The 18,606-nt window shown below is 31.8% G+C and carries 28 protein-coding genes; 2 read left to right on the top strand and 26 right to left on the bottom strand.

Going from position 1 to position 18,606, the window contains the following annotated elements:
• Positions 1-64: 64 nt before the first annotated feature.
• Both ACY2RX_RS12320 and ACY2RX_RS12325 read left to right on the top strand, forming a co-directional pair.
• A complete protein-coding gene (locus ACY2RX_RS12320) occupies positions 65-649 on the top strand; it encodes a DUF4996 domain-containing protein (protein WP_490104293.1) in 585 nt (194 codons plus the stop codon).
• Positions 650-740: 91 nt separating this feature from the next.
• The gene (locus ACY2RX_RS12325) at positions 741-2,045 is read left to right on the top strand and encodes an MFS transporter (RefSeq protein WP_490104294.1); all 1,305 of its coding nucleotides are present in this window, start codon (positions 741-743) and stop codon (positions 2,043-2,045) included.
• A 266-nt stretch (positions 2,046-2,311) separates the two neighbouring features.
• On the opposite strand, the gene ACY2RX_RS12330 is transcribed toward ACY2RX_RS12325, so the two are convergent.
• From ACY2RX_RS12330 to rpsC, 26 genes are all read right to left on the bottom strand, one after another.
• On the bottom strand, positions 2,312-3,226 hold the full coding sequence (locus tag ACY2RX_RS12330; protein ID WP_490104295.1) for a dimethylarginine dimethylaminohydrolase family protein: 915 nt from the start codon (positions 3,224-3,226) through the stop codon (positions 2,312-2,314).
• A gap of 72 nt (positions 3,227-3,298) precedes the next feature.
• A complete protein-coding gene (locus ACY2RX_RS12335; RefSeq protein WP_490104296.1) occupies positions 3,299-4,585 on the bottom strand; it encodes a citrate synthase in 1,287 nt (428 codons plus the stop codon).
• Positions 4,586-4,759: 174 nt separating this feature from the next.
• A complete protein-coding gene (eno, locus tag ACY2RX_RS12340) occupies positions 4,760-6,046 on the bottom strand; it encodes a phosphopyruvate hydratase (protein WP_490104297.1) in 1,287 nt (428 codons plus the stop codon).
• 128 nt (positions 6,047-6,174) lie between these two features.
• Positions 6,175-7,293, bottom strand: coding sequence for a glutamine-hydrolyzing carbamoyl-phosphate synthase small subunit (gene carA, locus ACY2RX_RS12345; protein ID WP_490104298.1), 1,119 nt, complete (start codon positions 7,291-7,293; stop codon positions 6,175-6,177).
• A 312-nt stretch (positions 7,294-7,605) separates the two neighbouring features.
• Positions 7,606-8,091 carry a 50S ribosomal protein L17 gene (gene rplQ / locus ACY2RX_RS12350; RefSeq protein ID WP_490104299.1) on the bottom strand — a complete coding sequence of 162 codons (486 nt, stop codon included), beginning with the start codon at positions 8,089-8,091 and terminating at the stop codon, positions 7,606-7,608.
• Positions 8,092-8,215: 124 nt separating this feature from the next.
• Positions 8,216-9,208, bottom strand: a complete 993-nt coding sequence (locus tag ACY2RX_RS12355; RefSeq protein WP_490104300.1) for a DNA-directed RNA polymerase subunit alpha — start codon at positions 9,206-9,208, stop codon at positions 8,216-8,218.
• A 95-nt stretch (positions 9,209-9,303) separates the two neighbouring features.
• Positions 9,304-9,909 carry a 30S ribosomal protein S4 gene (gene rpsD / locus ACY2RX_RS12360; RefSeq protein WP_490104301.1) on the bottom strand — a complete coding sequence of 202 codons (606 nt, stop codon included), beginning with the start codon at positions 9,907-9,909 and terminating at the stop codon, positions 9,304-9,306.
• 162 nt (positions 9,910-10,071) lie between these two features.
• Positions 10,072-10,455, bottom strand: a complete 384-nt coding sequence (gene rpsK / locus ACY2RX_RS12365) for a 30S ribosomal protein S11 (protein ID WP_036825729.1) — start codon at positions 10,453-10,455, stop codon at positions 10,072-10,074.
• 83 nt (positions 10,456-10,538) lie between these two features.
• Complete coding sequence (gene rpsM / locus ACY2RX_RS12370) at positions 10,539-10,904, bottom strand: 30S ribosomal protein S13 (protein ID WP_490104302.1); 366 nt, start codon at positions 10,902-10,904, stop codon at positions 10,539-10,541.
• Positions 10,905-11,011: 107 nt separating this feature from the next.
• Positions 11,012-11,128, bottom strand: coding sequence for a type B 50S ribosomal protein L36 (ykgO, locus tag ACY2RX_RS12375; protein ID WP_422160688.1), 117 nt, complete (start codon positions 11,126-11,128; stop codon positions 11,012-11,014).
• Positions 11,129-11,207: 79 nt separating this feature from the next.
• The gene (infA, locus tag ACY2RX_RS12380; protein WP_015482241.1) at positions 11,208-11,423 is read right to left on the bottom strand and encodes a translation initiation factor IF-1; all 216 of its coding nucleotides are present in this window, start codon (positions 11,421-11,423) and stop codon (positions 11,208-11,210) included.
• A gap of 1 nt (position 11,424) precedes the next feature.
• A complete protein-coding gene (gene secY, locus ACY2RX_RS12385) occupies positions 11,425-12,747 on the bottom strand; it encodes a preprotein translocase subunit SecY (RefSeq protein ID WP_490104375.1) in 1,323 nt (440 codons plus the stop codon).
• A gap of 13 nt (positions 12,748-12,760) precedes the next feature.
• A complete protein-coding gene (gene rplO, locus ACY2RX_RS12390) occupies positions 12,761-13,213 on the bottom strand; it encodes a 50S ribosomal protein L15 (protein ID WP_490104303.1) in 453 nt (150 codons plus the stop codon).
• Between the two features lie 10 nt (positions 13,214-13,223).
• Entirely contained in the window at positions 13,224-13,406 is a 183-nt protein-coding gene (gene rpmD / locus ACY2RX_RS12395; protein ID WP_114425983.1) for a 50S ribosomal protein L30, read from the bottom strand.
• 11 nt (positions 13,407-13,417) lie between these two features.
• Positions 13,418-13,942, bottom strand: coding sequence for a 30S ribosomal protein S5 (gene rpsE, locus ACY2RX_RS12400; RefSeq protein WP_490104376.1), 525 nt, complete (start codon positions 13,940-13,942; stop codon positions 13,418-13,420).
• A 3-nt stretch (positions 13,943-13,945) separates the two neighbouring features.
• Complete coding sequence (gene rplR, locus ACY2RX_RS12405) at positions 13,946-14,296, bottom strand: 50S ribosomal protein L18 (protein WP_490104304.1); 351 nt, start codon at positions 14,294-14,296, stop codon at positions 13,946-13,948.
• An 11-nt stretch (positions 14,297-14,307) separates the two neighbouring features.
• Positions 14,308-14,853: a 50S ribosomal protein L6 gene (rplF, locus tag ACY2RX_RS12410; protein WP_490104305.1), complete on the bottom strand. Its 546-nt coding sequence runs from the start codon at positions 14,851-14,853 to the stop codon at positions 14,308-14,310.
• Positions 14,854-14,863: 10 nt separating this feature from the next.
• Complete coding sequence (gene rpsH, locus ACY2RX_RS12415; RefSeq protein WP_490104306.1) at positions 14,864-15,262, bottom strand: 30S ribosomal protein S8; 399 nt, start codon at positions 15,260-15,262, stop codon at positions 14,864-14,866.
• Positions 15,263-15,424: 162 nt separating this feature from the next.
• The gene (gene rpsN, locus ACY2RX_RS12420; RefSeq protein ID WP_091891535.1) at positions 15,425-15,694 is read right to left on the bottom strand and encodes a 30S ribosomal protein S14; all 270 of its coding nucleotides are present in this window, start codon (positions 15,692-15,694) and stop codon (positions 15,425-15,427) included.
• A 3-nt stretch (positions 15,695-15,697) separates the two neighbouring features.
• Positions 15,698-16,249 carry a 50S ribosomal protein L5 gene (rplE, locus tag ACY2RX_RS12425; RefSeq protein WP_490104307.1) on the bottom strand — a complete coding sequence of 184 codons (552 nt, stop codon included), beginning with the start codon at positions 16,247-16,249 and terminating at the stop codon, positions 15,698-15,700.
• An 8-nt stretch (positions 16,250-16,257) separates the two neighbouring features.
• Entirely contained in the window at positions 16,258-16,560 is a 303-nt protein-coding gene (rplX, locus tag ACY2RX_RS12430; protein WP_114425995.1) for a 50S ribosomal protein L24, read from the bottom strand.
• 13 nt (positions 16,561-16,573) lie between these two features.
• Entirely contained in the window at positions 16,574-16,942 is a 369-nt protein-coding gene (gene rplN, locus ACY2RX_RS12435) for a 50S ribosomal protein L14 (protein ID WP_015482230.1), read from the bottom strand.
• Position 16,943: 1 nt separating this feature from the next.
• Complete coding sequence (gene rpsQ, locus ACY2RX_RS12440; protein ID WP_091891527.1) at positions 16,944-17,201, bottom strand: 30S ribosomal protein S17; 258 nt, start codon at positions 17,199-17,201, stop codon at positions 16,944-16,946.
• A gap of 20 nt (positions 17,202-17,221) precedes the next feature.
• Entirely contained in the window at positions 17,222-17,413 is a 192-nt protein-coding gene (rpmC, locus tag ACY2RX_RS12445) for a 50S ribosomal protein L29 (protein WP_068363305.1), read from the bottom strand.
• 11 nt (positions 17,414-17,424) lie between these two features.
• Positions 17,425-17,856, bottom strand: coding sequence for a 50S ribosomal protein L16 (rplP, locus tag ACY2RX_RS12450; protein WP_490104308.1), 432 nt, complete (start codon positions 17,854-17,856; stop codon positions 17,425-17,427).
• A 22-nt stretch (positions 17,857-17,878) separates the two neighbouring features.
• Complete coding sequence (rpsC, locus tag ACY2RX_RS12455; RefSeq protein ID WP_490104309.1) at positions 17,879-18,595, bottom strand: 30S ribosomal protein S3; 717 nt, start codon at positions 18,593-18,595, stop codon at positions 17,879-17,881.
• Positions 18,596-18,606 lie beyond the last annotated feature (11 nt).

Consider the following 18,606-nt stretch of genomic DNA (forward strand, 5'->3'; position numbering starts at 1 on the left):
TGAACAAGAAATTAATCAATTCAAATATGTAGCATAGGTCTTAGAAAATTTGTCCGACTTTTAGTTGCAAGTCCATAAAACCTTATATCTAAAAAATGGAGCAAATCATAAAACTCATCATAAAATTCCAACATTAAGAGAAGCATTAAATTTAGCTAAAGGTAAAATTATGATAAATTTAGATAAATGTTACAATTATTTTAATACAATCTATCCTTTATTACAAGAAACGAACACTACTAATCAAGTATTAATGAAAGGAAATGTTTCTGTTAAGGAGGTAAAAAATGATTTTAAAGAATATTTAGATAATGTAGCATTTATGCCAGTTATTGAACTGGATAAAAAAAATGCAGTTAAAAGAGTAAATGAATATTTAAAAAGCCTCAATCCTATTGCAATAGAATTTGTTTTTTCTGATACCAAATCTCCAATACTAAAAAAGTTTGATTCAATAAAAACTATTGGAACAAAAGTATGGGTAAACTCTCTTTGGAAAAATTTGAATGCTGGTTACGAAGATGATATGGCAGTTAAAAACACTGATAGCATTTATGGCTGGTATGTAAAAAAAGGAATCAATATGATTCAAACAGACCGTCCGCAATTATTACTCAATTATTTAAGAAAAAGAGGATTACACAAATAAAACTCTAAAACTATTTATTTGAATTAGTTAGTAAAAGGGCATAGTTAAATTATTATGTCCTTTTTAAATTTTCATCAATAAAATAAAACCAATGATACATTTTTTTAAAAAATCACTTCCAAAACCAATATCACTTTCAGAAGACAATCAAAAAACATATTATAAAAAACTCAAGTGGCAAGTTTTTATCTCTGCTACTTTAGGATATGGGCTGTATTATGTGTGTAGATTAAGCTTAAATGTTATTAAAAAACCAATTGTAGATGCCGGAGTTCTAACAGAGTCAGAATTGGGTATTATTGGGTCAACGTTATTTTTTGCTTATGCAATGGGTAAATTTACCAATGGTTTTTTGGCAGATCATAGCAATATAAAAAGATTTATGTCTGTAGGTCTTTTAGTGTCAGCATTGGCAAATTTGATAATGGGTTTTACAAGTTCATTTTTGTTTTTTGCGGTCTGTTGGGGAGTCAATGGATGGGTACAATCTATGGGAGCGCCTTCAAGTGTTGTATCATTATCAAGATGGTATAAAGATTCAGAGAGAGGTAGTTTTTATGGGTTTTGGAGCACTAGCCACAATATTGGAGAAGCAATAACCTACATTCTAACAGCAGTTGTGGTTTCTTATTTTGGTTGGCAATGGGGTTTTAGAGCGGCAGCAATAGTAGGGCTTTTAGGAGCTTTAATGATTGCTATTTTCTTTCACGACACACCAGAGAGCAAAGGTTTACCTCCTGTAAATAAGGATTTTACAAAAAAGAAAACCTCAACTTGGCAAGAACAACGAGGCGTTTTAAAAAATCCTTATGTATGGATTTTAGCCTTGTCAAGTGCTTTTATGTACATCTCTAGATACGCTGTAAATAGTTGGGGACCTTATTATTTTGAAGCTGCTAAAGGATACACCTTAACCCAAGCCAATAGTTTAGTAGCTATAAGTGCAGTTTGTGGAATTTTAGGAACGGCTTCCTCGGGTTTTGTTTCCGATAAATTATTTAAAGGAAGAAGAAATGCGCCCGCATTAATTTTTGGATTGATGAATGTATTTGCACTTTCCCTTTTCTTATTAGGTCCAAAAAATATGTGGTGGTTAGATGCCTTTAGTATGGTCCTTTTTGGTTTAGGTATTGGAGCATTAATTTGTTATTTAGGAGGATTAATGGCAGTAGATATTGCCTCAAAAAAAGCCTCAGGAGCAGCATTAGGAATTGTAGGAATTATGAGTTACGCAGCCGCAGGAATTCAAGACATTGCAAGTGGATATCTAATTGAAAACAACAAAACAATTGTAAACGGAGAAACACTTTATAATTTTGACACCATCTCTTTTTTTTGGATAGGTGCAGCAACTCTTTCGGTTTTATTGGCATTATTTGTTTGGAAAAAAACATAAAGAAATAATAAAAAGTATTACAGATAATATTTAACAATATGTTTCCTAATTCTGTATCTTATAATAGACTTGTAGCACTTCAAAAATTAGCAAGATTATCTCAAAACCTTTTACACGGTGAAAAAGCTAACAAACTTTATTAACCTTCTTACGAAGGTTAATAAAATAGTAGCTAATAGCCACAATAACTAATAAACCAGCCTCTTTGTTTTTACAAAGAAGTTTATTAGTTAACTTTCTCAAAAAAATAAACTAACCTAAAAAAATTAATCCCTAATTAAAGGCATTGTAGAACAACGTAATAAACCTTCTTGTTTTGCAATTTCTGCATACGGAACTTCTTCTACAGTAAAACAATTTTCTCTAAGCCAAGTATTTAATCTTGTAAAGTTTTTTTCAGAAATAATTACTTCTTCAGAAATTGAAAAAACATTGCTATTCATATTGTACATTTCTTCTTTTGTAATTTCAAAAACATTTTCTTTTCCAAAGAAATCTACCAACCATTGGTATTCGCTTTCTACTAAAAATCCGTTTTTATGAAGAATTGCTTTATTCTTTCCTACTGGTTGAAAGCAACAATCTAAATGTAATGCATTTTCTTTTGGATCTGTATTAGACTTTCTTAACTCAAAAGATTTTACTGTTTTATGAGGAAATTGTTCTTGTAGCGCAATTACAGCATCAATATTTGTGCGTGCTGTTATATAATCTGAATAATCTTCTCCTGAATAAGTTCCAACAAAAATATAATCATTCCAAGGCATTACATCTCCTCCTTCAATATGACATTCTTCTGGTAAAACAATTATGTGATTAGAATTTATTTGAGAAATTACATTGTCTATTGCTTTGTATTCTTTTTCTCTATCTGGTAAAATATTGGCTTCAATAAATTTATCATCAATTACAAAAGCGATATCTCTAGAGAATATTTGATTGTAATTTTCTATAACTTCTGGTCTAAAAACCTGAACATCATACTTTTTAAAAACATTAGCAACAGCTTCCATTTCTAAAATCATATCTTCTTCTTTTGGATATGTGCCAGCTAAAACGTGTTCTATACTTTTTGGATCGTAACAATCTTCTACCTTGGGTACACCTCCATTACTTTTAGCAGTTCCTAAAATAACAGCTCTTAATCTTGAAGTTTCATTTTTTATATTAAGTTGTAGCATATTTTAAAATCGATAAAAAAAGCTTCATAATTTATGAAGCTTTTTGTTTTTTGGTAAAAATAATACATTTTTTTATCTTTTGTCTACATCTACAAACTCTCTTAAGTTTTTTCCAACATAAACTTGACGTGGACGTCCTATTGGTTCTTTCTTTAGTCTCATTTCTTTCCATTGAGCAATCCAACCTGGCAAACGTCCTAAAGCAAACATAACTGTAAACATATCTGTGGGAATTCCCATAGCTCTATAAATTATACCCGAATAAAAATCTACATTAGGATACAACTTTCGTTTTACAAAGTATTCGTCATTCAATGCTTCTTGCTCCAAACCTTTTGCTATTTCTAAAATAGGATCGTTTACACCTAAATCATTTAAAACTTCATCTGCAGCAGACTTAATAATTTTTGCTCTCGGATCGAAGTTTTTATAAACTCTATGTCCAAATCCCATTAAACGAAAAGGGTCGTTTTTATCTTTGGCTTTTGCCATGTATTTTTTTGTATCTCCTCCATCTAATTTTATTGCCTCAAGCATTTCTAAAACTGCTTGATTTGCACCACCATGTAATGGTCCCCAAAGTGCAGAAATACCAGCAGATAAAGAAGCAAATAAACCTGCATGAGAAGAACCAACTATTCTTACAGTAGAAGTAGAACAGTTTTGCTCATGATCTGCATGCAAAATTAATAATTTGTCTAAGGCATTTTTAATAATTGGATTTATTACAAAATCTTCATTTGGCTGCTTAAACATCATATACATAAGGTTCTCTACATAGCCTAAATTTTTTCTACCATAATTTAAGTGAAATCCTTTTTTCTTACGCATAGTCCAAGCTACAAGAACAGGAAATTTACCTAAAATTCTAACTATAGCATTGTACATTTCTTCTTCAGAATCAATGTTTACTGAAGAAGGATTAAATGCTGTTAAAGCGCTTGTTAAAGATGATAAAACTCCCATTGGATGGGCATTTCTAGGAAAAGCTTCTATAATTTTTCTTACATCATCATCTACTAATGAATTCTCTTTTATATCATACTGAAATTTTTCTAACTGTACTTTTGTAGGTAAATTTCCAAAAATAAGTGTAAAAGCAACTTCTAAAAAATCGGCTTTGTCTGCTAACTCTTCAATAGAAAAGCCTCTGTACCTTAAGATTCCTTTTTCGCCATCTAAAAAAGTAACTGCGCTTTCACACGAACCAGTGTTTTTATAACCAGGATCTAAAGTAATTACGCCATTGGTTGCATTTCTTAAATTTTTAATATTAATAGCAACTTCATTTTCTGTTCCTTTTACAATCGGAAATTCATAAGAATTATCTCCAATTTGTAATTTAGCGGTATCTGACATTTACTGATGGTTTTTATGTATTATTAAGTAACGCGAAGATACCATTTTTTGAAGGATTTTAAAAGGTGTCTATAATAGATTTTTGATATCTTAAAATAACCTTGCTTTATATGTTTAAAACACAAAAAAAGCCCCATAAAAATATGAGGCTTCTAAAAAATTTAGTTTGTGAAATTAGATTTTAAATGCTTGTTCTTTTGGAAAATAAGCAGTTTCTCCTAATTCTTCTTCAATTCTTAATAATTGATTGTACTTTGCCATTCTATCTGAACGAGAAGCAGAACCTGTTTTTATTTGTCCACAATTTAATGCAACTGCTAAATCTGCAATTGTATTATCTTCAGTTTCACCAGATCTGTGAGACATTACAGAAGTATAACCTGCATTTTTAGCCATATTAACTGCTGCAATAGTTTCAGTTAAAGAACCAATTTGGTTTACTTTAATTAAGATTGAATTTGCAATACCTTCTTTAATTCCTCTAGATAAACGATCTACATTAGTTACAAATAAATCATCACCAACTAACTGCACTTTATCTCCAATTAATTCTGTAAGGTATTTTGTTCCTTCCCAATCATTTTCATCCATACCATCCTCAATTGAGATAATTGGATATTTGTTTGCTAATTCTGCTAAGTATTCTGCTTGTTCATTAGAAGTTCTAATAACACCTTTATCTCCTTCGAATTTAGTGTAATCGTATTTTCCATCAACAAAAAATTCTGCTGAAGCACAATCTAAAGCGATTTTAATTTCATCACCAAAAGAATAACCAGCGTTTTTAACTGCCAAAGCAATCGTTTCGATAGCGTCTTCTGTACCATCTAAAGTTGGTGCAAAACCACCTTCATCACCTACAGCAGTAGATAAGTTTCTGTCGTGTAAAACTTTCTTTAAGTTATGGAAAATTTCAGAACCCATTTGCATTGCTTTAGAAAAAGTTTCAGCTTTAACTGGCATTATCATAAATTCTTGAAAAGCAATTGGCGCATCTGAGTGAGAACCTCCATTAATGATGTTCATCATTGGTACAGGTAATGTATTGGCAGAAACACCACCTACATATCTATATAAAGGCATTCCTAACTCATTAGCAGCAGCTTTAGCAGCAGCTAAAGAAACTCCTAAAATTGCATTTGCGCCTAATTTAGATTTGTTTGGTGTTCCGTCTAAATCTATCATTAATTTATCGATAGCATTTTGTTCGAATACAGATGTTCCTAATAATTCTTGAGCAATAATGTTATTAACGTTATCTACCGCTTTTAAAACACCTTTACCCATATAATCTTTTCCACCATCACGTAACTCAACAGCTTCGTGTTCTCCAGTAGAAGCTCCAGAAGGAACTGCTGCTCTACCTAAAATTCCGTTTTCTGTAGTTACATCTACTTCTACAGTTGGGTTTCCTCTTGAATCAAAAATTTGACGTGCATGAACGCTAATTATAATACTCATTTTATTGTAATTTAATTAATTTATATCTCTATTTTTTAGAGTGCTAATTTACAAAATATAGCCTTGTTTACCTTGACTTTAAACAGTTACTTACGAAAACGTTTTCTACTTAATCAGGCAAAGAAATACTAATTTGTAACTGCTTTAGAAGCTTTAATGTTTTCTATAAATTGATCAAACAAATACTCAGAATCGTGTGGACCAGGACTTGCTTCTGGATGATATTGTACAGAAAAAACATTCTTATCTTTTAAACGAATTCCTGCCACTGTATGATCATTTAAATGTATATGTGTAATTTCTACATTTTCGTTCGCTTCTGCTTCTTCTCTATTAATTGCAAAACCGTGATTTTGAGAAGTAATTTCACCTTTACCTGTTAATAGATTTTTTACTGGGTGATTAATACCTCTATGTCCATTATGCATTTTATAAGTTGAAATTCCTTGAGACAATGCAATTACTTGATGTCCTAAACAAATTCCGAAAAGAGGTAAATTGTTTTTAATAATTTCTTTTGCAACTTCTTGGGCACTTACTAAAGGTTTTGGGTCTCCAGGACCATTTGAAATAAAATATCCATCAGGATTAAAAGCTCCTAATTCTTTGAATGTAGTATTGTAAGGAAAGACTTTTATATAGGCACCTCTTTTTGCTAAATTTCTTAAAATATTTTTCTTGATACCAATATCTAAGGCTGATATTTTAATCTCAGCACTTTCATCACCTACAAAATAAGGTGCTGTTGTAGACACTTTAGAAGCCAATTCTAAACCTTCCATACTAGGTACTTCTGCTAATTGTTTCTTTAAAGCATCAATATTATCAACATCTGTAGAAATAATTGCATTCATTGCTCCATTATCTCTAATGTATGCTACTAATGCTCTTGTATCAACATCAGAAATAGCCACTAAATTATGTTTGTTGAACCAATCTTTTAAATTTCCATCAGAATCAACTCTAGAATGTGTAAAGCTAAAGTTTCTACAAATTAATCCAGAAATTTTGATTCCATCAGATTCTACTTCTTCATTATTTATTCCATAATTACCAATATGAGCATTTGTTGCTACCATTAATTGACCAAAATAAGATGGGTCTGTAAAAATCTCTTGGTAACCAGTCATACCCGTATTAAAACAGATTTCTCCTGTTGATGTGCCTTCTATTCCAACAGATTTACCATAAAAAATGGTGCCATCTGCTAATAAAACTAAAGCCTTTTTGCGTGTTTGATATTTCATTGATTGTTGTTGTGTTTCTTGCGTTACAAATTTACAAATTATAAGTTTTATTATTTGTAATTCGATTTTGGGTTTTTAACAAAATTATTAAAAGTGTCGTTTTGAGCGAAATAAATGGAGACGAAAAATCTGTTATTTTATTTTAAACAATTTAGATTTCTCCATAAAGTCAAAATGACAAGTTATACCATTTACAATTTGAATTTACCAAAATAAAACAACAAATGGTATTAAATTACTTTTTGAAAACATAAAAAAAGGGATAAACGTAAACGCTTATCCCTTTTGTATAAATTAAAAAATTTTCATTTTTTATTCTTCAGATTTTTCTTCTGTTGCCGTTTCTTCTACTTGTGCAGTAGCTTCGGTTTTTTTACCTCCACCTCTTCTACTTCTTCTTGTAGATTTTTTAGCTTTTTTACCTTTAGGATTGTAAATTTCGTTGTAATCAACTAATTCTACCATTGCCATAGGAGCATTATCTCCTTGACGGTTTCCTAATTTGATAATACGAACATAACCACCTGGCCTGTCTCCTACCTTTACAGAAATTTCTTTAAACAATTCTGTAACTGCATATTTATCTCTTAAATAAGAAAATACAATACGTCTGTTGTGAGTTGTATCTGCTTTAGATTTTGTTATTAATGGCTCAACAAAAACTCTTAAAGCTTTTGCTTTTGCTACTGTAGTGTTAATACGTTTGTGTTCTATTAAAGAACAAGCCATATTCGCTAACATCGCTTTTCTATGCGCTGTTTTTCTACCTAAATGATTGTGTTTTTTTCCGTGTCTCATTTTGACGTTTGTTTTATGCTTTCATCTTGCATCTACCCATTTTGAGGAGCAAAATATGAAAACTGGTTATAAGATGGAAGCTAGAAGTATGAAGTAAAATTAAAACCTCAAACCTCAAACTTCTTTAATCTTTATCTAATTTGTATTTTGTTAAATCCATTCCGAAACTTAAACCTTTAACAATCACTAATTCTTCTAGTTCTGTTAATGATTTTTTACCAAAGTTTCTAAATTTCATTAAATCGCTTTTGTTAAAAGAAACTAAATCTCCTAATGTATCTACCTCTGCAGCTTTTAAACAATTTAAAGCTCTTACAGATAAATCCATATCTATCAATCTCGTTTTTAATAACTGACGCATATGTAATGATTCTTCATCATAAGTTTCTGTTTGCGCAATTTCATCTGCCTCTAAAGTGATACGCTCATCAGAGAATAACATAAAGTGGTGAATTAATATTTTTGCTGCTTCTGTTAATGCGTCTTTTGGGTTGATTGATCCATCAGTATCGATATCGAAAACTAATTTTTCATAATCTGTTTTTTGCTCAACACGGAAATTTTCGATTGCATATTTTACATTCTTAATTGGCGTGTAAATAGAATCTGTAAAGATAGTTCCTATTGGCGCAGAAGCTTTTTTATTTTCTTCAGCAGGTACAAATCCTCTACCTTTTTCAATGGTAATTTCAGCATTTAATTTTACAGATTTATCCATATTACAGATTACTAAATCTGGATTCAATACTTGAAAACCAGAAATAAACTTCTGTAAGTCTCCTGCAGTAAACTGCTCTTGACCAGAAACAGAAACAGAAACAGTTTCTCTATCAGTTTCATCTATTTGTTTCTTAAAACGAACTTGTTTTAAGTTTAAGATAATTTCTGTTACATCTTCTACAATTCCTGGAACCGTAGAAAATTCGTGTTCTACACCATCTACTCTTAATGATGTAATTGCAAATCCTTCTAAAGATGATAATAATACTCTCCTTAAAGCATTACCTACTGTTAAACCAAAACCTGGTTCTAAAGGTCTGAATTCGAATCTTCCAGAAAAATCTGTAGATTCAATCATAATTACTTTATCAGGTTTCTGAAAATTTAAAATTGCCATTTTTTCTTCGTTTTAATTGTTATTAGGTTGCGCGGTTTAAATGTTTGAAGAAATACATATATACCCTTTGGCCAAATACCAATGTTATTAAATTATTATTTAGAATATAATTCTACAATGAATTGCTCATTAATGTTTTCAGGAATCTGTATTCTTTCTGGTACTTTTACAAAAGTCCCAGTTTTAGTATCAGAATTCCAAGTCAACCATTCGTAAACGTTGTTGCTAGATGCTAAAGCATCTTCAATAGCTACCAATGATTTAGATTTTTCTCTTACAGCAACAACATCTCCTTCTTTTAATTGATAAGATGGAATATTTACAATTCCTCCATTAACAGTAATGTGTCTGTGAGATACTAACTGACGTGCTCCACTTCTAGATTTTGAAATTCCCATTCTGTAAACTACATTATCTAAACGAGATTCACATAATTGCAATAAGATTTCACCTGTAATTCCTTGAGAAGCTGACGCTTTTTTAAATAAGTTACTGAACTGACGCTCTAAAATACCATAAGTATATTTAGCTTTTTGCTTTTCAGCTAATTGCGTTGCATATTCAGATTTTTTCCCTCTTCTTCTTGCATTACCATGCTGTCCTGGAGGATAATTTCTTTTTTCGAAGTTTTTGTCTTCGCCAAAAATTGCTTCACCGAATTTACGTGCAATTTTAGTTTTTGGTCCTGTATATCTTGCCATTTTGTTTTTGTTATAACTAGGGATTATGAATTAAGGCTTACTCCTTCGATAATCTGATTCCTAATTGATTAAAATATTAATTAATATACGATTGATGATTTATGACATACGATTAAAATCGAACTAAAAGTTTGAAAATCGTGTCTATAAAATCTAAAATCGTTAAACTCTTCTTCTTTTTGGTGGACGACATCCGTTATGAGGAATTGGTGTAACATCTATAATTTCAGTTACTTCAATACCAGCATTGTGGATAGATCTAATAGCAGATTCTCTACCATTACCAGGTCCTTTTACATACACTTTTACTTTGCGTAAACCTGCTTCTTTTGCAACATTTGCACAGTCTTCTGCTGCTAATTGAGCTGCATAAGGAGTATTCTTTTTAGAACCTCTAAAACCCATTTTACCTGCAGATGACCAAGAAATAACGTCACCTTTTTTATTTGTTAAAGAAATAATAATGTTGTTAAAAGAAGCGGTTACATGTGCTTCTCCTATTGCATCAATAATTACTTTACGTTTTTTTGAACTTGCTTTTGCCATAATTTTGTTTTTAGTAATTGTCTTCTAGTAAAGTGTATTTAAAAAATACTGTACACTAGAGCAACAACTAGTTTAATCCTAACCTATTTTTTCTTGTTAGCTACTGTTTTTCTCTTACCTTTTCTTGTACGAGAATTATTTTTAGTTCTTTGACCTCTTAAAGGAAGTCCCATTCTATGACGGATTCCTCTTTGACAACCAATATCCATTAAACGTTTAATGTTTAACTGAACCTCAGAACGTAATTCACCTTCAATTGTAAAAGCTCCTACTTGTTCTCTAATTGCTGCGATTTGATCATCAGTCCAATCTTGAACTTTAATACTTTCGTCTACTTTTGCGTCTGCTAAAACTTGTTTAGCTCTACTGTTTCCTATACCAAAGATGTAAGTTAAAGCAATAACTCCTCTTTTATTCTTTGGAATATCAATACCTGCTATTCTTGCCATATTAATTAGTTATTAGTTGTTAGTCTTTAGCTGTTAGTTATAACTCTTTTGAAAAAGTTTTGTTAGAAAAAATCTAACATCTAACATCTAAAAATCTAACGTCTACTTTATCCTTGTCTTTGTTTAAATCTAGGATTTTGTTTATTAATCACGTATAATCTACCTTTTCTGCGCACTATTTTGCAGCCGGCACTTCTTTTTTTAACTGATGCTCTAACTTTCATCTGTTTTTAGTTTTATTTAAAAATTAAAAGATTTAAAAATTAAATACTTCAATCTTTTAATCTTTCAATTATTTAATTTTTAGTATCTGTAAGTAATTCTTGCCTTTGTTAAATCGTAAGGACTCATTTCTAATTTTACCTTATCTCCTGGTAATAATTTAATATAATGCATACGCATTTTACCAGAAATGTGTGCTGTTACAATATGTCCGTTTTCTAATTCTACACGAAACATTGCATTTGATAATGCTTCTGTAATGGTTCCGTCTTGTTGAATTGCTGATTGCTTAGCCATATTATTTATTCGATTTTCTATTGCTATTTCCCGCTTTCATTAAACCATCGTAATGACGATTTAATAAATACGAATTAATTTGTTGTAATGTATCAATTGCCACACCCACCATAATAATTAAAGATGTACCACCATAAAACATAGCCCAACTTTGTTGCACTCCAAACTGAACTACAATTGCTGGTAAGATAGATAATGCTGCTAAAAATAACGATCCTGGGAACGTTATTCTAGACAATACAGAATCTAACCTGTCTGCTGTGTCTTTACCTGGTCTAATACCTGGTATAAAACCACCACTTCTTTTTAAATCATCAGCCATTTTATTCGTAGGAATTGTAATTGCTGTATAGAAATAACTAAAGATGATAATTAACAATGCAAAAATAACATTGTACCATAAACCATTAATATCTTGCAAACTTGCAATTGCCGGAAATCTTTGTGCCAAAGCAACTGGTAAAAACATAATTGCTTGTGCAAAGATAATTGGCATAACACCTGCTGCATTTAATTTCAAAGGAATATAATCTCTTGACCCTGCAACGTTTTGTATGTTTCCTGCAACTGTTCTTCTGGCATATTGAACTGCAATTTTACGAACGGCAGTTACTAATAGCACAGTTAATAAAATTACTACAAACCAAACTATGATTTCAATTAAAACCATCATAATTCCTCCTGCACCAGCATTTGTTGTTTTTGCTACGAATTCTTGTAAAAATGCTGCTGGAAAGTTTGCGATAATACCTACAGTAATTAATAATGAAATACCATTACCAACTCCTTTGTCTGTAATACGCTCACCTAACCACATTGCAAAAATTGTACCTGCAGTTAAGATGATAATTGATGATATCCAAAAAGTTGCTCCACTTACTAAAAATGCTTCTGGTCCTAAACCAAACTGAGTTTTAATAGCAGTAATGTACGTTGGTGCTTGTACTAACGTAATACCTATGGTTAACCATCTTGTAATTTGCGTAATTTTTTTACGTCCACTTTCTCCATCTTTTTGTAACTTCTGTAAATAAGGAACCGCAATTCCCATTAACTGAACTACAATAGATGCAGAAATATATGGCATAATACCAAGAGCCATTACTGACGCTCTAGCAAATGCTCCTCCTGTAAATGCATTCAATAAACCTAAAAGACCACCAGAAGTACTTTCTTTTAATGCTGTTAATTGTAATGGGTCTATCCCTGGTAAAGGAACAGCCGCCATAAAACGATATACAGCAATTAAACCAATAGTAAGAAGAATTTTGTTTTTTAATTCTTCGATACTGAAAATGTCTTTTAATCTATTAATAAAATTCATCATTTACGGGGTGTTATAAAGTAATAGCTTCTCCTCCAGCCGCTTCAATAGCAGCTTTTGCTGATGCTGTAAATTTATGTACAGTTATATTTAATTTAGCTTTTAATTCTCCACCACCCAATATTTTTACTAAGTCGTTTTTACCTGCTAGTCTATTAGCAATTAAAATATCTAAATCTACTGTATCTGTTATCTTACCACTATCAACTAAAGATTGTAATTTATCTAAGTTGATACCTTGATATTCTTTACGGTTTATGTTTGTGAAACCAAATTTTGGCACACGTCTTTGAAGTGGCATTTGTCCACCTTCAAAACCTATTTTTCTAGAATAACCTGAACGAGATTTTGCCCCTTTGTGACCTCTTGTAGAAGTTCCTCCATGACCAGAACCCTCACCACGTGCGATTCTTTTTCCCTTTTTTACAGATCCTTCTGCTGGTGTTAAGTTGTGTAAACTACTCATTTTAAATATCTTATTTTAATTTCTCTACAGAAACTAAATGTGAAACTTTATTTACCATACCAACTATTGATGGAGTTGCCTCGTGCTCAACAGTTTGGTTTAATCTGCGTAAACCTAATGCCTCTAAAGTTCTCTTTTGATTCTTAAGACGCCCGATTTGACTTTTTACTTGTGTAACTTTAATTTTTGCCATCGTTCTTAGATTTATCCGTTAAATACTTTTTCTAAAGATATACCTCTTTGCTTTGCAATTGCAGCTGCACTTCGTAATTGTAATAAAGCATTAAAAGTTGCTTTTACTGCATTGTGAGGATTAGAAGAACCTTGAGATTTTGATAATACATCATGTACCCCTACAGACTCTAATACTGCACGTACTGCACCCCCAGCAATAACTCCTGTACCAGGAGAAGCAGGTTTGATGAATACTTTTGCTCCACCAAATTTACCTTTTTGCTCATGAGGCAATGTACCTTCTAAAATTGGTATTCTTACTAAATTTTTCTTTGCATCTTCAACTGCTTTTGCAATTGCTGAAGAAACATCTTTAGATTTTCCTAATCCATGTCCAACAACTCCGTTACCATCGCCAACAACTACAATTGCAGAGAAACCAAATGCTCTACCACCTTTTGTTACTTTAGTTACACGTTGTACACCTACTAATCTATCTACAAGCTCTAATCCGCTTGGTTTAACTCTTTCTACGTTTTTATAACCTTGCATAATTTCTTAAAATTTTAAACCAGCTTCTCTTGCAGCATCTGCTAATACTTTAACTCTACCGTGATATAAATATCCGTTTCTATCGAAAGCAACTGTTTCTACTCCTGCTTTAGTAGCTTTTTCAGCGATAGATTTACCTACTGCTGTAGCAGCTTCTACTTTAGTAGTTGCTTTAATTTCTTTATCTCTTGATGAAACAGCAGCTAATGTTACTCCGTTTACATCGTCTACTAATTGAGCGTAAATTTCTTTGTTACTTCTAAAAACCGATAATCTTGGTTTAGTAGCAGTACCAGAAATAATCTTTCTAATTCTACGCTTAATTCTAGTTCTTCTTTCTAGCTTTGATAATGCCATAATGCTATATATTATGCAGATTTACCTGCTTTTCTTCTTAATACTTCACCTACAAACTTAACTCCTTTTCCTTTGTATGGTTCTGGTCTACGGAAACCTCTGATTTTCGCAGCTACTTGACCCACTAATTGTTTGTCATAAGAAGTTAATTTAACGATTGGGTTTTTCCCTTTTTCTGATATTGTTTCTACTTTAACTTCTGGAGCTAATTGTAAAACTATATTATGAGAAAACCCTAAAGCTAATTCTAATTTTTGTCCTTGATTAGAAGCTCTATAACCTACACCTACCAATTCTAATTCTTTAGTCCAACCTTTAGATACACCTTCTATCATATTATTGATTAAGGCTCTCATTAAACCGTGTTGTGCTTTATGGTCTTTACTTTCTGATGCTCTTTCAAGAACTACTTGAGCATCTTCAACTTTTATTGTAATTCCTTCAGAAATAGTTTGAGATAACTCTCCTAATTTCCCTTTTACAGTTACAATATTGTCTTTTATGTTTACATCTACACCTTGTGAAATGCTAACGGGATTTTTTCCTATTCTACTCATTTCTTATAGATTAATAAACGTAACATAAAACTTCTCCTCCAACATTTTCTTGACGTGCTTTTTTGTTTGTCATCACACCTTTAGATGTAGAAACAATAGCAATTCCAAGTCCGTTTAATACTCTTGGCATCTCTGAAGAGCCAACATACTTACGCAAACCTGGTGTACTAATTCGTTGAATTTTTCTAATTACTGACTCTTTTGTGTCTTTGTCATATTTTAAAGCTATCTTAATTGTTCCTTGCACTTTATCGTCATTGAACTGGTAACTTAAAATATACCCTTGATCAAACAAAATTTTAGTCATTGCCTTCTTCAAGTTTGAAGCCGGAATTTCCACTACTCTGTGTCCTGCTGCGATTGCATTTCTTACTCTTGTAAGAAAATCCGCGATTGGATCTGTATACATATTAATATAAAATTGCGATTACGGTTTTCAAAAACCTCTATTTATGCTACAGATTTCTCTGTGATAATTGAACCTATAATCAGTTAAATTTCTTATACTTAAAAAAATAGAGCGTGCAAAGGTACACATTCTATTTTTATTTTTAAGCTTTATTTTTGATTTCTACCAACTTGCCTTTTTAACTCCGGGTATTAATCCTTGGTTTGCCATTTCTCTAAACGTTACACGAGAAATACCAAATTGACGCATATATCCTTTTGGACGACCAGTTAATTTACATCTATTATGCATTCTAATTGGCGATGCATTTTTTGGTAATTTTTGCAAAGCTTCATAGTCTCCAGCTTCTTTTAAAGCTTTTCTCTTTTCTGCATATTTTGCAACTGTCTTTGCTCTTTTGCGTTCGCGAGCTTTCATTGATTCTTTAGCCATTTCTTAATTTTTTTTGAATGGTAAACCTAATTCTCCTAATAATGACTTTGCTTCTTTATCAGTATTTGCAGATGTTACAAACGTAATATCCATACCGTTAATTTTTTTCACTTGGTCAATATTAATCTCTGGGTATATGATTTGTTCTGTAATCCCTAAGTTGTAATTACCTCTTCCATCAAATCCATTAGCTTTTATACCGTTAAAGTCTCTTACACGTGGTAAAGAAGCTGTAACTAATCTATCTAAGAATTCATACATTTTATCGCCACGTAAAGTAACTTTAACGCCAATTGGCATTCCTTTACGCAATTTAAATGATGCAACATCTTTTTTAGAAATAGTAGAAATTGCTTTCTGACCTGTAATTTTCGTCAACTCTTCTACAGCATAATCTATTAATTTCTTATCTGCAATTGCAGCACCAACACCTTTAGAAACCACTATTTTTTCTAATTTTGGAACTTGCATTACATTCTTATAACTGAATTCTTCAGTAAGAGCTTTTATAACTCTTTCTTTGTATTCTGCTTTTAATCTTGGTATGTAACTCATGATTATTCTTATTTTTTAGTTTTTTTAGAGATTCTAGTTTTAGTATCTCCATCAACATTATAACCAACTCTTACAGCAACACCATCTTCTACTAACATTACGTTAGAAATATGTAATGATGCTTCTTTTTTTACAATACCACCTTGAGGGTTTTGAGCGCTAGGTTTAGTGTGCTTAGAAACTAAGTTTACACCTTCTACTAAAACTCTATCCTTATCTTTGATAATTTGTAAAACTTTACCTTCTGATCCTTTGTGATCTCCTGCAATTACTTTTACAGTATCTCCTGATTTTAATTTGAACTTCTTCATTTTGTATAATGATTTAAAGCACTTCAGGTGCTAATGATACTATTTTCATGAATTGTTTCTCACGAAGCTCACGAGCAACAGGACCAAATACACGTGTACCTCTCATTTCCTCTGTAGGGTTTAAAAGTACACAAGCGTTATCATCAAATCTGATGTATGACCCATCTTTACGTCTCACTTCTTTTTTAGTTCTTACAACAACTGCTCTAGATACTTGACCTTTTTTTACAGTTCCGTTAGGAGTTGCAGATTTAACAGATACCACAATCTTGTCTCCAATACTTGCGTAACGTTTTTTTGTACCTCCTAAAACTCTAATTACTAAAACTTCTTTAGCTCCAGTATTATCTGCTACTTTTAATCTTGATTCTGTCTGTAACATATTATTTAGCTCTTTCTAGGATTTCTACTAATCTCCAACGTTTAGATTTACTCATAGGTCTTGTTTCCATGATTCTAACAGTATCTCCTTCGTTGCAATCATTCTTTTCGTCGTGTGCAACGTACTTCTTAGTCTTTAATACGAACTTTCCGTACATTGGGTGCTTTACTCTTTTTGTTTCAGAAACAACAATAGATTTTTCCATTTTGCTACTAGAAACAACACCAATTCTCTCTTTTCTAAGATTTCTTTTTTCCATCTTTAAAACTGACTATAGAATTATTGTAATTCTCTTTTTGTTAATTCTGTTGCAATTCTTGCTACAGTTCTTCTTAAACTTCTCAATTGCAATGGGTTCTCCATAGGAGTTATTGCGTGAGCCATTTTAAGATCAGTATAATTCTTTTGCAACGCTCCCAACTTCTCATTAAGATCTGCTGTAGATAATTCTTTTATTTCTGATTGTTTCATTGTATATCGAATTATGCGTTAATATCAAAATCTCTTGCTATTACAAACTTCGTTTTTACAGGAAGTTTCTGAGCTGCTAAACGTAAAGCTTCTTTTGCTACATTCATTGGCACACCACCAACTTCAAACAAAATTCTACCTGGTTTAATAACTGCAACAAAATGATCTGGTGCTCCTTTACCCTTACCCATACGAACCTCTAAAGGTTTTTTAGTGATAGGCTTGTCTGGAAATATTTTAATCCATAACTGCCCCTCTCTTTTCATATAACGAGTTGCCGCGATACGAGCTGCTTCTATCTGACGAGAAGTTAATAAGTTCTGGTCTAAAGATTTGATACCAAACATTCCGTTAGAAAGTTGATTTCCTCTTCCAGAAATACCAGTCATATTTCCTTTCGCCTTCTGTACCTTACGGTATTTTACTCTTTTTGGCTGTAACATTTTTAATTTCTAATTTTAAAAATTATTTTCTTCTACGAGGTTGACGTTTTCCACCACCTTTATTACCACCGCCTTTTTGCTTTGATAATCCTACTAATGGAGATAACTCACGTTTACCATAAACTTCACCCTTCATAATCCATACTTTTACACCTATTCTTCCATAAGTAGTATGAGATTCTACAAGTGCATAATCAATATCAGCTCTAAAAGTAGATAGAGGAATTCTACCTTCTTTATAGTGCTCTGAACGCGCCATCTCTGCTCCATTTAAACGACCTGAAATTTGAATTTTAATTCCTTCAGCATTCATTCTCATTGTTGCAGCAATAGCCATTTTGATTGCTCTCTTGTAAGAAATTCTATTTTCAATTTGACGAGCCACACTAGTTGCAACTAATTTTGCATCTAATTCTGGACGTTTAATTTCAAAAATATTGATTTGAACTTCTTTACCAGTAATTTTCTTAAGCTCTTCTTTTAACTTGTCTACCTCTTGACCTCCTTTACCAATAATGATACCTGGACGTGCAGTAGTGATAGTAACGGTTACAAGTTTTAAAGTACGCTCTATAATTACTCTAGAAACACTTGCTTTAGATAATCTAGCATTAATATACTTTCTTATCTTATCATCTTCAGCAATTTTATCTCCGTAGTCATTACCACCATACCAGTTAGATTCCCAACCTCTGATGATTCCTAAACGATTTCCTATTGGATTAGTTTTTTGTCCCATTTCTACTTTGA

The organism is Polaribacter sp. 2405UD43-2, from assembly GCF_058147125.1.

Bases quoted from the DNA above. Each gene is read 5' to 3' on its own strand.
- ACY2RX_RS12325 (WP_490104294.1), top strand. From the start codon at position 741: ATGATACATTTTTTTAAAAAATCACTTCCAAAACCAATATCACTTTCA.
- ACY2RX_RS12330 (WP_490104295.1), bottom strand. From the start codon at position 3,226: ATGCTACAACTTAATATAAAAAATGAAACTTCAAGATTAAGAGCTGTT.
- ACY2RX_RS12335 (WP_490104296.1), bottom strand. From the start codon at position 4,585: ATGTCAGATACCGCTAAATTACAAATTGGAGATAATTCTTATGAATTT.
- eno (WP_490104297.1), bottom strand. From the start codon at position 6,046: ATGAGTATTATAATTAGCGTTCATGCACGTCAAATTTTTGATTCAAGA.
- carA (WP_490104298.1), bottom strand. From the start codon at position 7,293: ATGAAATATCAAACACGCAAAAAGGCTTTAGTTTTATTAGCAGATGGC.
- rplQ (WP_490104299.1), bottom strand. From the start codon at position 8,091: ATGAGACACGGAAAAAAACACAATCATTTAGGTAGAAAAACAGCGCAT.
- ACY2RX_RS12355 (WP_490104300.1), bottom strand. From the start codon at position 9,208: ATGGCAATTTTAAATTTTCAGAAACCTGATAAAGTAATTATGATTGAA.
- rpsD (WP_490104301.1), bottom strand. From the start codon at position 9,909: ATGGCAAGATATACAGGACCAAAAACTAAAATTGCACGTAAATTCGGT.
- rpsK (WP_036825729.1), bottom strand. From the start codon at position 10,455: ATGGCAAAAGCAAGTTCAAAAAAACGTAAAGTAATTATTGATGCAATA.
- rpsM (WP_490104302.1), bottom strand. From the start codon at position 10,904: ATGGCAAGAATAGCAGGTATTGATATTCCAAAGAATAAAAGAGGAGTT.
- ykgO (WP_422160688.1), bottom strand. From the start codon at position 11,128: ATGAAAGTTAGAGCATCAGTTAAAAAAAGAAGTGCCGGCTGCAAAATA.
- infA (WP_015482241.1), bottom strand. From the start codon at position 11,423: ATGGCTAAGCAATCAGCAATTCAACAAGACGGAACCATTACAGAAGCA.
- secY (WP_490104375.1), bottom strand. From the start codon at position 12,747: ATGAATTTTATTAATAGATTAAAAGACATTTTCAGTATCGAAGAATTA.
- rplO (WP_490104303.1), bottom strand. From the start codon at position 13,213: ATGAGTAGTTTACACAACTTAACACCAGCAGAAGGATCTGTAAAAAAG.
- rpmD (WP_114425983.1), bottom strand. From the start codon at position 13,406: ATGGCAAAAATTAAAGTTACACAAGTAAAAAGTCAAATCGGGCGTCTT.
- rplR (WP_490104304.1), bottom strand. From the start codon at position 14,296: ATGGCATTATCAAAGCTAGAAAGAAGAACTAGAATTAAGCGTAGAATT.
- rplF (WP_490104305.1), bottom strand. From the start codon at position 14,853: ATGAGTAGAATAGGAAAAAATCCCGTTAGCATTTCACAAGGTGTAGAT.
- rpsH (WP_490104306.1), bottom strand. From the start codon at position 15,262: ATGTATACAGATCCAATCGCGGATTTTCTTACAAGAGTAAGAAATGCA.
- rpsN (WP_091891535.1), bottom strand. From the start codon at position 15,694: ATGGCTAAAGAATCAATGAAAGCTCGCGAACGCAAAAGAGCAAAGACA.
- rplE (WP_490104307.1), bottom strand. From the start codon at position 16,249: ATGAGTTACATACCAAGATTAAAAGCAGAATACAAAGAAAGAGTTATA.
- rplX (WP_114425995.1), bottom strand. From the start codon at position 16,560: ATGAAGAAGTTCAAATTAAAATCAGGAGATACTGTAAAAGTAATTGCA.
- rplN (WP_015482230.1), bottom strand. From the start codon at position 16,942: ATGTTACAGACAGAATCAAGATTAAAAGTAGCAGATAATACTGGAGCT.
- rpsQ (WP_091891527.1), bottom strand. From the start codon at position 17,201: ATGGAAAAAAGAAATCTTAGAAAAGAGAGAATTGGTGTTGTTTCTAGT.
- rpmC (WP_068363305.1), bottom strand. From the start codon at position 17,413: ATGAAACAATCAGAAATAAAAGAATTATCTACAGCAGATCTTAATGAG.
- rplP (WP_490104308.1), bottom strand. From the start codon at position 17,856: ATGTTACAGCCAAAAAGAGTAAAATACCGTAAGGTACAGAAGGCGAAA.
- rpsC (WP_490104309.1), bottom strand. From the start codon at position 18,595: ATGGGACAAAAAACTAATCCAATAGGAAATCGTTTAGGAATCATCAGA.